Below are 12,329 nucleotides of genomic sequence, written 5' to 3' on the forward strand. Positions count from 1 at the left end.
GATAAAGTGGCCGGATGGCTGGGCGGTCCGGGTCCGCGTCGGGTTCCAGGCCGAGCACGGTGGCCGTCCCCTGGGCGGTCGCCGTGCTCGTGCTTTTTCTGCTGCTGCTGGTCGTGGTCCGGCTGCCGTGGGCCGGTGACCTCGGGCTGCACGCCGCCACCGTCGAACGGCTGCGGCACAGCCTGACCGACCCCGGCAATCCGCTGGTCGACGCGGACACGCCGAGCCCGTACTACTCGCCGTGGACGGTCGTCCTCGGGGCCGTCGCCAAGGTCAGCGGGGCCTCGGTCTTCGTGGTGCTGCGGCTGGGCGCGCTGGCCGGGCTGGGGCTGCTGGTGACGGGCGTGTGGCGGTACGTGCGGACGCTCAGCGGGAACCGGGCGGCGCCGGCGCTGGCATGGCTGTGTCTGCTGCTGCTGTGGGGGACCGAGGTGTTCGCCTGGAGCGGGTTCCTCGGGCTGAACTCGCTCGCGCTGACCGTGGCGTACCCGAGTGTGCTCGCCCTGGGGCTCGCCTTCCACCTGTGGGCCGGGCTGGCGTCGGCGGTCGGCGGCGGGGGCGGGTGGGGGCAGTGGCTGGGGCTCGGGGTGCTGTGGGCGGTGGTGCTGCTGTGCCATCAGTTCACGGGGGTGGTGGCCTCATTGGGGGCCGTCGCCGTGCTGGTCGCGGGGCGGCGGGCGTGGCCCGCGGCCGGGGCGCGGATCGTGGGCGGGGTGGTGCTCGGGGCGGGGGTGCTGTGGGCGTGGCCGTACTACGACTTCTTCGCGCTGTTCGGGGCGGGGGGCGGGCTGGAGGCGGTGCACCGGCCGTTGTACGAGGACGTGGCCGGGCGGTACTGGCTGGTGCTGGTGGGAGTCGTCGCGCTGGGGGTGCGGTGGGGACGGGACCGGTGGGACGTGCTGGTGCTGTTCTTCGTGCTGGGGGCGGTCGTGGTCGGGGCGGGGGCGGCCGGCGGGCACTGGTCGTGGGGGCGGGCGCTGCCGGCGGTGGTCATCCCGGCGCAGATCGCGGCGGCGGTGGAGGGTGCGGGGGCGGTGGCGGCGGGCCGGCGGGGCGTGCGGGCCGGGGCCGCGTGCGTACTGGCCGGGGCGCTGGCGGTGGGGGCCTGGGCGCAGGCGGGGACGGTCGGATACGTGACCGGGCGCGGGGGGCTGCCGGGGGTGCTGGCGGCCAAGTACCGGGAGCCCTGGCAGGGGTACCACTGGATCACGCCGTGGGTGCGGTACGGGGACGTGGTCATGGCGCGGACCGGGGCGGCGCGGCGGATTCCGGCGTACGGGGCGTACACGGTGGCGCCCGGGTATCCCGACTTCTTCCTGCCGGACGAGGCGCGGCGGGGGAGGGCGGTGCGCAGGTACTTCGGGGAGGGGGTGCCGGCGGGGGAGCGGTGGCGGATCCTGCGGGCCTACCGGGTGCGGTGGGTGGTGGACCGGGAGGGGGGCGCGGACGAGGGGCTGCGGGCGGTGGCCCGGGGGCCGGGTGGGCAGGTGCTGTACGAGGTCGTGGGCCGGGGTCGCGGCCGGGGCGTGCCCGCCCCTGCCGCCCCTGCCGCCCGGCCTGACGGGGCGGCGTCCTGATTTCCCCCGGACCGCTCTCCGCACGCGCCCGCGCCCGCGGCGGCGTTGGCGTCCGCCGCCGGGCGGGGAGGAACGAGGCAGGGCTGTGGCGGGCGGCGGCTCGGACGGGAGATGACTCGGACGGAGGGGCGCCGGCTCGGGCGGCTCAGGCGGGCGGCGGCTCGGACGGGCGGTGACTCAGGCGGCGGCTCGGACGGGCGGGCGGCTCAGGCGGACGGCGGCTCGATCTCGCCCGCGAAGACGATGACCTGGTCGATGAGGTTGCGCCGCAGGTGGACGACGTCCGTGCCCGTCAGGCGGGGGCCCGCGTCCGGTGTGGTGAAGACCCATCGGTAGCGGGCCCACTCGTCCGGCATGTCCACCGCCGAGCAGCGCACCATCGTGCCGGCCCCCGCCGGGTGGCGCCGGATGTCCAGCACGAACCGTTCGACCGCCTCGATCCCCTCGCTGCGTCCCAGCGGTCCCCAGAAGACCACGTCCGGGGTCAGGGCCTGGGAGAGCAGTCCCGTCACATAGCTGTCGTCGGAGGCGTTGAACGCGGAGATGAACGTGTCGATCGCGGACTGCGCGGCCTCTTCATGCATGCACCAGTAATACCAGCCCCTTCGCGCAGGCGGCCGTCGCGCGAGCGCCTCCCGGACGCGGCACGCCCGCCCGGTCAGCGCAGGCGGCGGACGAGTGGGCGCAGCACCGTCGCCGTCGCGCCCACCGGCTGCCAGCGGAACTGGAGGCGGCCCGGCGCGTGGCCCTCCGGCTCGACGGTGAGCCGGTGGGGCGTGGCGCCGGAGCGGTAGGGGACGCGGGCCGTGAAAGAGGGGAAGGCGGGCGGGGCCAGGAGGAGGCCCGTGTGGGTACGGCCCTCGTGGCGCAGGCGGAGCACCGGGTGCCGTACGCCGTCGAAGCCCCACAGGGGCAGGCGGGCCGCCGCCAGGTCCAGGCGGACGCGGCCCTCGAAGACGCCGGGGCGGACGGGGGAGAGACGGAAGGGGACCGTCATCCGGTGTCTGCCCGGGGTGAGGAGGAGGGCGGCGCGCCGGGGGCCGACCGGGAGGCGCAGGGCCGGGTCGTAGGTGCGGACGGCCAGGTCGACCGAGGCGCCGGGGCCCCGGCCGACGTCCGTGATCTCGTGCCGGAACAGGGCGTCGAAGAACGGCCGGGTGTCCGGTTCCAGGTCGGTGAGGTCCAGCTCGCGGCGGGCCGCGGCACCCTCCGGAACCCGCTCCCCCCAGTACGTCCGGCCGTCGGGGCCGGTGGTGATCCGCCGGGGTGCCACGTCGTGCCCCAGGCCCCGCGCGGCCTGCCGGGCGTCGGCGAACCGCCGGTCGCGGACGAGCTGGACGACGACCCGTTCGGCGCGCGGCAGCCGGGCGTACGCCCCCGGCGCGAGGGTGTCCAGGTAGGGGACGACGAGGTCCGCGAAGGAGGCGAGCCACGCCTCGTCGCGGTAGGGCAGGTCACCGGCGTACATCCGGAAGTCGTGCTTGAGGAACTTGTGGTCCTTGTCCTCCCGCAGCGACTCGTGCCCGCTCTCGGCGAGGAACGCGTCGATCAGGCGTTGTACGCGGATCCGGTCGGCGACGTTGGCCAGCCGGTCGCGCTGGTTGGAGAGGGAGGCGGCGGCGGGGGCGGCGTACGGGGCGACGTACCAGAGGTAGACCGGCTCCGGGACGATCGTGAACGTCTTGGCCAGGCAGTACGCCTGGGCAGTGAAGAGCTGGTCCTCGTAGTGGACGCCCTCGGGGAAGCGGAGGTGGTGCCGGTCGAGGAAGGCACGGGCGTACATCTTGCTGGTGGCGAGGTGCTCGAAGAAGAGCCGGGGGTCGGCCTCGATGCCGTCGAGGGTGCGGTCTTCGGCGACCAGGTGCGGCATCCAGGTGGAGCGGCGGCCGTTGTCGACACGGATGCGGTGCACCGCGCCCATCGCGAAGTCGAGGTCGCGGGCGCGGTGGGCGGCGAGCAGGGTCTCGACGGCCCGTTCGGGCAGTTCGTCGTCGCTGTCCAGGAACATCAGGTACGGGGCGCGGGAAAGCTCGATGCCGCGGTTGCGCGGGGCGCCGCAGCCGCCGCTGTTCTCGGGCAGGCGGACGTAGCGGATCCGGTGGTCCTCGGCGGCCAGGGCGCGGGCGACGGCCGGGGTGCCGTCCGTGGAGTGGTCGTCGCTGATGACGATCTCCAGGTCGGCGTGGGTCTGGTGGCGGACGGAGGCGACGGCCCTGGGGAGGCGTCCGGCGTCGTTGTGGACGATGACGACGACGGTGACGGTGTCGTCGGGGCGGGTCACGCGGCCTCCTCGGGGGTCGGCGCCGGGGCGCGCTCCGCCAGGGGCACCACCGGGGGCAGCGCGTCCTCGTCCTGGCCGAGGAAGACCCGGCGTACGACGCGTTCGGCGGCGCGTCCGTCGTCGTACTCGCAGAAGCGGCGGCGGAAGGCGGCCCGCGCCTGCGCCGCGCCCGCGTCGCGCCAGGCGTCCGTGGTGAGGATCTCCGTCAGGTCGGCCTGGGTGCGGGCGACCGGGCCGGGCGGCTCGGCCAGCAGGTCGAAGTAGACGCCGCGGGTCTGCCGGTAGACCTCCCAGTCGTCGGCGTGGACGACGATCGGGCGATCGAGGTTGGCGTAGTCGAACATGATCGACGAGTAGTCGGTGACCAGGGCGTCGGCGGCCAGGCAGAGGTCCTCCACGGGCTCGTAGGGGGAGACGTCGATGACGCGGCCGGTGCGGCGCGGACCGGTGAGGGGGGAGGGGGCGGAGCCGTAGAAGTAGTGGGCGCGGACCAGGAGAACCGTTTCCTCGCCGAGCCGGCCGGCGAGGGCGGCGAGGTCGAGGCGGGGGGTCCAGCCGGCCTCGTAGTCGCGGTGGGTGGGGGCGTAGAGGACGGCGCGGCGGCCGGGGGCGATGCCCAGGCGGGCGCGGATCGCGCGGATGTCGGCGGCGCGGGCGGTGTAGTAGACGTCGTTGCGCGGATAGCCGTGGTCCAGGGAGACCCAGCGCGCCGGGTACGCCCGCCGCCACATGCGGGTGGAGTGACTGTTGGCGCTGACGCTGAAGTCCCATCTGTCGACGCGTTCCAGGAGGGCCTGGAAGTCGAGGCCGCGGGCGGCGGCCGGGTAGGGGAGCTGGTCCAGGCCCATGCGCTTGAGCGGTGTGCCGTGGTGGGTCTGGAGGTGGACCGCGTCCGGGCGTTTGACCACGGAGTCGGGGAAGTTGACGTTGTTGACCAGGTACGTGGCGCTAGCCAGCGCCTGCGCGCAGCGCCGGGTGCCGGGTACGACGTGGTCGGTGCCGGGCGGCAGCAGGGCGGCGTCGGCGGCGTTGACCACCCACACCGGGCGGATCCACGGGGCGAGTTCGCCGAGCTTGGCGGCGATCGCGGCCGGGTTGCAGGCCACGCCGCGGTTCCAGTACGCCGAGAACACCGCGAGGCCGGGGTCGGCCGGGGCGGTGAGCGCGCGGCGGTACTGGTGGTCGCGGAGCAGGGCGGCGGTCCGACGGCGGCGGGCGCGGACGGTCCCGCGCACGGCGCGGCGGGCCTTGTTGGCGGCCTGGAGGGCGCGGTACTCGGTGTAGGCGCCCTCTTCGAGGAGCGAGCGGCGCAGGCCCTCCGTGCCGGGCGGGCGCCGGTACCCCTGGGGGCGGCGGCGCAGGGCGGCCAGCGAGGCGCGGCGGAAGAACTGGCGGGCGACGGGCTCGGGCAGCCCGGCGCGGACGAAGGTGCGCAGGCAGTCGCGGACCATCAGGTCGTAGAGCACGGCGTACGGGGCCGGACGGCCGCGCGCGAGATCGAGCAGTGCCTCGTAGCGGTCGACCAGGGCGTGGTGCTGCTCGGCGGGGACCGGCGGGAGGCTCTCGGGGCGCGGCGGGCGGTGCTCGTAGGCGGGGTGCGGCAGGGTGGCGACCCGGTGGGCGAGGAGCAGCGCGGCGCGGGCGGCGAACGGCTCGTCGCGGCCCGACGTCAGGAACCGTTCGTGGGCCCGCCAGAACGCGGCCCGGACCACCCGGGTGCCGAGCAGCGGAGCCGTCCTCAGCAGGGGCGCGTGGTCGTCGAGGGCGAGCGGGGCGCGGCCCGCGCGGGCCAGCGGGGGGCCGTCGGGGGAGGGGCGGCCGGAGGTTTGCCAGGTGGAGCGGACGTGGTCGAGGAGCAGGACCTCGGCTTGGTCGGGCAGGGCGGCGGCGCGCTCGGCGACGGTGCGCGGGGCGCCGGCGGGGAGCCCGTCCCCGGCGTGGACGAAGTGCAGCCAGCGGCCCGTCGCCCGGGCCGCCCCCGCCGCCCGGGAGGCGGCCCCGTCCGTCCCGTCCGGCAGCGGCACCACCTGGAAGGCCGGGGCGTGCCGCTCGGCCGCCTCCCGCGCCCAGTCGCCCACGGCGGCGACGACGACCTCGACGTCCGGGTGCGGGCGGGCGGCCAGGGAGGCGAGGAGCCCGGTCAGGTGGTCCTGGGTGTCGGGCCCGTGGACGACGACACTGAGTTCGGGCATCTCGGTGGTCTCCTTCGTCCGCGGCGCTCCCCGGCATGCCTGTTCGGACATGGTGGCACCGAAGGGACGGAAGGGTTAAGCGGAACTGCGCCTCACGAGGGAACGGCGGTGGGCTCCGGGCCGGGTGCCGGGTCGGTCTTCGGGTCCGGTTTGGGGTCGGGCTTGGGCTCCGGGGCGGGCTTGGGGTCCGGCTTGGGTTTCGGGTCGGGCTTCGGCTTCGGCTTGGGCCGGGCCTTGTCCGGGCCGCCGGTGAACGCCTCGTACTCCTTGAGCACCTCGTCCGTCGGGCCGTCCATGCGCAGCTCGCCACGCTCCAGCCACAGCACCCGGTCGCAGGTGTCGCGGATGGACTTGTTGCTGTGGCTCACCAGGAACACCGTGCCCGCGTGCTTGCGCAGCTCGCGGATGCGGGCCTCGGAGCGCTTCTGGAAGGAGCGGTCACCGGTGGCGAGGGCCTCGTCGATGAGGAGGACGTCGTGGTCCTTGGCGGCGGCGATGGAGAAGCGCAGGCGGGCGGCCATGCCGGAGGAGTACGTGCGCATCGGGAGGGTGATGAAGTCGCCCTTCTCGTTGATGCCGGAGAAGTCGACGATCTCCTGGTAGCGCTCCTTGATCTGCTCCCGCGACATGCCCATCGCGAGGCCGCCGAGGTACACGTTGCGCTCGCCGGTCAGGTCGTTCATCAGGGCGGCGTTGACGCCCAGCAGGGACGGCTGGCCGTCGGTGTAGATCTTGCCGTTCTCCACCGGCAGCAGGCCGGCGACGGCCTTGAGCAGCGTCGACTTGCCGGAGCCGTTGGTGCCGATCAGGCCGATGGCCTCGCCCCGGTACGCCGCGAAGGACACGTTGCGCACGGCGTGCACCCGGCGGACGCCGGCCGCCTTCTCGGTCTGCTTGCGGCGGATGATCCGGTTGAGGGCGGCGGTGGCGCTGCCCCGTCCCGCGCCGGTGCCGTTGACCCGGTAGACGATGTCGACGCCGTCGGCGACGACGGTGGGAACGCGTTCGTCAGTGTGCTCAGCCACGGCCGTAGGTCTCCTCAGCCTTCCAGAAGTAGATGAAGCCGCCGATCCCGGCGAGCAGGGCCCAGCCCAGGGCGAGCAGCCACACGTGGGCGGGGAGCTGGCTCGCGTGGAAGGTGTCGATCAGGGCGAAGCGCATCAGGTCGATGTAGACGGCGGCGGGGTTGGCCTGGAGGAGCGGGCCGACCCAGGACGGCAGGTCGCCGTGTTTGTCGATGAGCTGGTCGATGCTCCACATCACGCCGGAGACGTACATCCAGGTGCGCAGCGCGAACGGCATCAGCTGGGCGATGTCGGGGATCTTGGAGCCCAGCCGCGCCATGATCATCGCCACGCCCGCGTTGAAGGTGAACTGGAGCACCAGGGCCGGGACCGCCAGCACCCAGGAGGGGGCCGGCGGCACACCGAAGGCCAGCAGGATGACGACCAGGGCGGCCATCGAGTACAGCAGCTGCTTGAGCTGCTGGAGGCAGAAGGAGACCGGCAGCGCGGCGCGCGGGAAGTGCAGGGCCCGCACCAGGCCGAGGTTGCCGGAGATCGCCTTGGTGCCCGACATGATCGAACTCTGCGTGAAGGTCCAGATGAACACGCCCGTGACCAGGAACGGGACGTAGTCCGGCACGCCCTTCTTGGTCTGCAGCAGCACGCCGAAGATGAGGAAGTACACCGCCGCGTTCAGCAGCGGCGTCATGACCTGCCAGACCTGGCCCAGTTTGGCCTGGCTGTACTGGGCGGTGAGCTTGGCGGTGGAGAAGGCGCCGATGAAGTGCCGGCGGGCCCACAGCTGACGCACGTAGTCGGGCAGGGAGGGGCGGGCTCCGCTGACCGTGAGGCCGTGCCGGGCGGCGAGGGCCGCGAGGTCTTCGGCGCCGGCCGGGGACGGGGCGGTCGGCGGGGGCGGTGTGTGGAGGACCTGGCTCACATCCGCTGCTTTCGCTCGGGGGGAGGGCTCGGGAGGGGCTCGGGGGCTCAGGGGACTCGGGGAGGGGGCGGGCCGTCGCGGTGCTACGTCGGGACGGGGCCGTATCGTCGCAACGGGAGACTAGGCCGAATTGACGTCGGAACGCAACCGTTTCGTCCTCACGCCCCTATGCTTGGGGCGTATGACGACCAACGCCGACGAGCCTCAGCCACGTCCGCGCCGCAGGCCCCCCGCCGGGGCCGCCGTACTGCGGGCGGACGTGACGGAGGCCATCCGGGCGGCCGTCTTCGAGGAACTGGCGGCCGTCGGGTACGCGCGGATGTCCATCGAGGGGATCGCGCGCCGCGCCGGGGTCGGCAAGACGGCGGTGTACCGGCGCTGGCGCTCCAAGCTGCACCTGGTGCTCGACATCGTCTCGGCCCTGGCCGTGCAGGGGCTGCCCGCGCCGGACACGGGCACGCTGGAGGGCGATCTGCGGCTGCTCTACGAGGTGACGTCCAGGGCGCTGCGGCACCCCGTCGCCTCCCAGGTCATCCCCGACCTCCAGGCGGAGGCGGCCCGCAACCCGGACATCGCCGAGGCCATGCGCAAGGCGCTGCGGGAGGGGCAGGACGGGGTCGCCAGCTCGATCCTGGCGGCGGCGCGGCGGCGCGGCGAGATCCGCGCGGGCTTCGACCACGACCTGGCGCTCGACCTGATCTCGGGGCCGCTGTACTGGCGGTCGGTGGTGATCAGGGGGCCGAAGCCGCCGAAGGGGTACCTGGCGGCACTGACCCGGGCCACGGCGGCGGCGCTGAGGGCGCTGTGACCGGGGTGCGGGCGGCGTGCGCAGGGGCCGGCCGCCGGACTCTCAGGTCCCGGTCACTCCGGTCACTCCGGTCACTCCGGTCACTTCGGTCACTTCGGTCGTCCCCGTAGCCCCGGTCACCCCGTCACCCCCGTCGTCCCGGCCACCCCGGCCGTCCCCGTAACCCCCGTCATCCCGGTCGTCCCGGTCGCCCCGTCCCTCCGGGCCGTCTCCGGGTGCCGTGCCACCCAGCCGGCCCACGCCGAGGTGATCATGTCCTGGACGTCGTGCTTGGCCTTCCAGCCCAGTTCGGCGGCGGCGCGGTCGGCCGAGGCGACGACGCTCGCCGGGTCGCCGGGGCGGCGCGGCCCGACCGTCGGGGGGAGGCCGTAGCCGGTGACCGCGTTGATCCGGTCGATCATCTCGCGGACGGAGACGCCCTCGCCCCGGCCGATGTTCAGGGTGAGGTCGCGGCCGGGGGACGCCTGGAGCGCGCGGGCCGCGGCCACGTGCGCCTCCGCCACGTCCGCCACGTGGATGTAGTCCCGTACGCAGGTGCCGTCCGGGGTGGCGTAGTCGGCGCCGAAGATGCGCGGGGGCGCGTGCTCCGTCAGCCGCTCGAAGACCATCGGGACGAGGTTGTGCACGCCGGTGTCCGCCAGTTCGGGGGCGCGGGCGCCCGCGACGTTGAAGTAGCGCAGCGACGCCGTCGACAGCCCCGTCGCGCGACCGGTCGCCCGGACCAGCCACTCGCCCGCGAGTTTGGTCTCGCCGTACGGCGACATGGGGACGCAGGGGGTCTGTTCGGTGACCAGGTCCACGTCGGGCGTCCCGTACACCGCCGCCGAGGAGGAGAAGACGAACGCGGACACGCCCGCCTCCGTCACCGCCTCCAGCAGGACGCGCAGCCCCTCGACGTTCTCCCGGTAGTAGTGCAGCGGACGCTCCACCGACTCGCCGACCTGCTTCTTCGCCGCCAGGTGGACCACGCCGGTGACCCGGTGGTCGGCCAAGGTGCGGCGGACCCGGCCGGCGTCCAGGACCGAGCCCTCGATCAGGGGCACGTCGGAGGGCAGCCGGGCGGCGACACCGGTCGACAGGTCGTCGTACACCACGGTCCGCTCGCCCGTCTCGGTCATCGCCCGCACGACGTGCGCCCCGATGTAGCCGGCGCCGCCGGTGATCAGCCAGGTCATGGTGGCCGTCTCCTCGTCAGTTGCCTGAATGGCAGTGGTCGCCTCTCCAGTGCTCGCCTCTCAGTGAAGCAGGCGCCGGAGCCTGCTGTGCACCACCGCCGCCACTCCCCGCGCTCCGGGCGCCACCCGCAGTGCCAGCGCGCCGGAGCGGGTGGCGTACGGCTGCACGAGCACGACGCCGTGCCGGGCGCTGGGCAGGGCGCGGCGGCGCAGGTGGCCACGCGGGTCCGCGCGGGCGTGCGCCGTCATCTCGCGGCTCGTGCCGTCCCGGAAGCGCACGCGCAGACGGAGGTCCCAGGTGCCGGGGCCGAGAGCGGTGCGGCCGGTGAGGTCGACGGTGGTCTCGGCCGGCCACACCGGGCCGTCGGCGGACGGCGCGCGGGCCCCGAACAGCACGGTCCTGCGTCCGCTCACCCGCCCGTCCTCCCGCCTGCGCCACTTCGTCTCGACGGTCTCCGGACCGGCCCGCGCGACCTGGCCGTACAGCTCGTGCAGACGGAGCCGCAGGACCGTGCGCGGGCGCAGTTCCGCGTCCACCGCCAGCGGCAGCAGCCGCACCGGGCGGGCGAGGAGGGGGTCCAGCGTGACCTGGGGGAGTTCCTCCGACCAGACGGGGAGGCCGTCGGCCCCCGTCGCGTACGGCGGGAGCAGCCGGGCCGGGCGGGCCGCCAGTTCCCGCAGGCGGGGCAGGTCGCGCGGCTCGGGGGAGGCGAGGATCACCCGGCCGATCAGGCGGCCCGGCGCGGTCGGCGAGCGGGTCCAGTCGGCGGCGTCGTACTCCGCGAGGTACGCCCGCGTGTGCGTCCACCACGCGCGCCGGTAGTGCGCGTCCCGCACCTCCAGCTCGCGGACGTACATCCGCAGCTCGTGGTCGAGGAACTTGGCGCGGGCCGCCCGCGCCAGCCGCTTCTGCCCGGCGGCGAGCAGGACGGCGTACGCCGCCCGGCACGCGTGCGTGCGGGCCCGCCAGTTGCTCACGTCGGCGCGGTCCAGGGAGATCGACAGCCGCTCGGCGGACCGGCGCACGTGCCAGACGTAGACCGGGTCGGGGACGAGCACGACGCGGGGGCCGGCGGCGAGGACGCGCGCGGTGAAGACGAAGTCCTCGTAGGGGAAGCGTCCGTCGGGGAAGCGGATGCCGTGCCGGCGGAGGAAGGCGGTGCGGTAGAGCTTGTTGACGCAGAGGGTGTCGTGGACCAGACGGGGGCGCCGGGCGGGGTGCGCGACCACGGTGCGCGTCGCGTACAGCGGCGCCTGCCACGGCACCTCGCGCCCCGAGGGCAGCTCCCGGCGCACGCACAGCCCGCCCGCCACCTCCGCGCGCTCCTCGACGGCCGCCGTCAGCAGCGCGTCCACCGCGCCCGGCGGCAGCACGTCGTCGCTGTCCAGGAACATCACGTACGGCGCGGTCACCGCGGCCAGTCCGGTGTTGCGCGGGGTGCCGCAGCCGCCGCTGTTGGCCGGGAGCCGGATCACCCGCAGCCGGGGTTCCGTCGCGGCGAGCCGGGCGAGCAGCTCCGCGCTGCCGTCGGCCGAGCAGTCGTCCACCGCGACGACCTCGCCGACCGCGGCGCCCTGCGCCAGCGCGGAGCGCACGGCGTCGGTCACATGGGCCGCGTCCTGGTACCCGATGACGACGACGCCGACCCGGTGGGCCGGGGGAGGGGGCGGGGGAGAGGGGCGTACGGGCATGTTCCAGTAAAACGCCCGTGGTGCCCCTCCGCCCGTCCGGCCGTCACGCGTCCCGCTCGTCCGGCTGTCCCACGTCTCGCTCGTCCCGCCGTCCGGCCGTCACGCGTCTCGCTCGTCCCGCCGTCCCGCGCCGTCGGCCGTGGCCCGGTCCAGGGCGGCCGTGAGGCGGTCCAGACGGGACCGCAGGTCCTGGATCTCGTCCAGGTCGAAGCCGGTGGCCGCGGCGATCCGGCGGGGCACCTCCAGGGCCCGCTCGCGCAGCGCCAGGCCCTCGCCGGTGGGGCGCACCCGCACCGAGCGCTCGTCCTGGGCGCTGCGCTCGCGCCGGACCAGGCCGGCCGCCTCCAGCCGCTTGAGCAGCGGCGACAGGGTGCCCGAGTCGAGTCTCAGGTGCTCGCCCAGCCGCTTCACCGGCAGCTCGCCGTGCTCCCAGAGCACCAGCATCACCAGGTACTGCGGATAGGTGAGCCCGAGGTCCTTGAGGATCGCCCGGTAGACGCCGCCGAAGGCGCGCGAGGCGGCGTTCAGCGAGAAGCAGATCTGCTGGTCGAGGCGGAGCCAGTCGGCGGGGGGCGCGGGCGTGGTCATGTCTCCAGGGTAACCGCGCGGCCCGATTTGGTTGTGCCCAATTTAATTGTGTGATTCACTGTTCGTCGCAAG

Annotated in this window: 10 protein-coding genes; 2 read left to right on the forward strand and 8 right to left on the reverse strand. The window is 74.7% G+C overall.

Annotated features, from left to right (window positions below; all coding sequences use genetic code 11):
- Positions 1-14 precede the first annotated feature (14 nt).
- Positions 15-1,577 carry a hypothetical protein gene (locus ACY1JF_RS23040; RefSeq protein WP_462707103.1) on the forward strand — a complete coding sequence of 521 codons (1,563 nt, stop codon included), beginning with the start codon at positions 15-17 and terminating at the stop codon, positions 1,575-1,577.
- 206 nt (positions 1,578-1,783) lie between these two features.
- On the opposite strand, the gene ACY1JF_RS23045 is transcribed toward ACY1JF_RS23040, so the two are convergent.
- The 5 genes from ACY1JF_RS23045 to ACY1JF_RS23065 all read right to left on the reverse strand — a co-directional run bounded on the left by ACY1JF_RS23045 (position 1,784) and on the right by ACY1JF_RS23065 (position 7,994).
- Positions 1,784-2,161, reverse strand: coding sequence for a nuclear transport factor 2 family protein (locus ACY1JF_RS23045; RefSeq protein WP_462707104.1), 378 nt, complete (start codon positions 2,159-2,161; stop codon positions 1,784-1,786).
- A gap of 74 nt (positions 2,162-2,235) precedes the next feature.
- Positions 2,236-3,858 carry a glycosyltransferase family 2 protein gene (locus tag ACY1JF_RS23050; RefSeq protein ID WP_462707105.1) on the reverse strand — a complete coding sequence of 541 codons (1,623 nt, stop codon included), beginning with the start codon at positions 3,856-3,858 and terminating at the stop codon, positions 2,236-2,238.
- Positions 3,855-6,050, reverse strand: a complete 2,196-nt coding sequence (locus ACY1JF_RS23055) for a CDP-glycerol glycerophosphotransferase family protein (protein WP_462707106.1) — start codon at positions 6,048-6,050, stop codon at positions 3,855-3,857. Before ACY1JF_RS23055 ends, ACY1JF_RS23050 begins: the two co-directional genes overlap by 4 nt.
- Positions 6,051-6,142: 92 nt before the next feature.
- The gene (locus tag ACY1JF_RS23060) at positions 6,143-7,075 is read right to left on the reverse strand and encodes an ABC transporter ATP-binding protein (RefSeq protein ID WP_462707107.1); all 933 of its coding nucleotides are present in this window, start codon (positions 7,073-7,075) and stop codon (positions 6,143-6,145) included.
- Positions 7,068-7,994 carry an ABC transporter permease gene (locus ACY1JF_RS23065; RefSeq protein WP_462707108.1) on the reverse strand — a complete coding sequence of 309 codons (927 nt, stop codon included), beginning with the start codon at positions 7,992-7,994 and terminating at the stop codon, positions 7,068-7,070. The genes ACY1JF_RS23060 and ACY1JF_RS23065 overlap by 8 nt, the downstream gene beginning before the upstream one ends.
- Positions 7,995-8,175: 181 nt before the next feature.
- On the opposite strand from ACY1JF_RS23065, the gene ACY1JF_RS23070 reads away from it, so the two are divergent.
- A complete protein-coding gene (locus ACY1JF_RS23070; protein ID WP_462707109.1) occupies positions 8,176-8,802 on the forward strand; it encodes a TetR/AcrR family transcriptional regulator in 627 nt (208 codons plus the stop codon).
- A 116-nt stretch (positions 8,803-8,918) separates the two neighbouring features.
- Here the strand turns inward: ACY1JF_RS23070 and galE are convergent, their stop codons facing one another.
- The 3 genes from galE to ACY1JF_RS23085 form a co-directional block, all read right to left on the reverse strand.
- Positions 8,919-9,977 carry a UDP-glucose 4-epimerase GalE gene (gene galE / locus ACY1JF_RS23075; RefSeq protein WP_462707110.1) on the reverse strand — a complete coding sequence of 353 codons (1,059 nt, stop codon included), beginning with the start codon at positions 9,975-9,977 and terminating at the stop codon, positions 8,919-8,921.
- 60 nt (positions 9,978-10,037) lie between these two features.
- A complete protein-coding gene (locus tag ACY1JF_RS23080; protein ID WP_462707111.1) occupies positions 10,038-11,669 on the reverse strand; it encodes a glycosyltransferase family 2 protein in 1,632 nt (543 codons plus the stop codon).
- Positions 11,670-11,768: 99 nt separating this feature from the next.
- The gene (locus ACY1JF_RS23085; protein ID WP_462707112.1) at positions 11,769-12,257 is read right to left on the reverse strand and encodes a MarR family winged helix-turn-helix transcriptional regulator; all 489 of its coding nucleotides are present in this window, start codon (positions 12,255-12,257) and stop codon (positions 11,769-11,771) included.
- Positions 12,258-12,329: the final 72 nt, after the last annotated feature.

This window comes from Streptomyces sp. SYSU D01066-1, from assembly GCF_054956795.1.

Coding starts and splice junctions, on each gene's coding strand:
- ACY1JF_RS23055 (WP_462707106.1), bottom strand. CDS start 6,050: ATGCCCGAACTCAGTGTCGTCGTCCACGGGCCCGACACCCAGGACCAC.
- ACY1JF_RS23040 (WP_462707103.1), top strand. CDS start 15: ATGGCTGGGCGGTCCGGGTCCGCGTCGGGTTCCAGGCCGAGCACGGTG.
- ACY1JF_RS23070 (WP_462707109.1), top strand. CDS start 8,176: ATGACGACCAACGCCGACGAGCCTCAGCCACGTCCGCGCCGCAGGCCC.
- ACY1JF_RS23045 (WP_462707104.1), bottom strand. CDS start 2,161: ATGCATGAAGAGGCCGCGCAGTCCGCGATCGACACGTTCATCTCCGCG.
- galE (WP_462707110.1), bottom strand. CDS start 9,977: ATGACCTGGCTGATCACCGGCGGCGCCGGCTACATCGGGGCGCACGTC.
- ACY1JF_RS23085 (WP_462707112.1), bottom strand. CDS start 12,257: ATGACCACGCCCGCGCCCCCCGCCGACTGGCTCCGCCTCGACCAGCAG.
- ACY1JF_RS23080 (WP_462707111.1), bottom strand. CDS start 11,669: ATGCCCGTACGCCCCTCTCCCCCGCCCCCTCCCCCGGCCCACCGGGTC.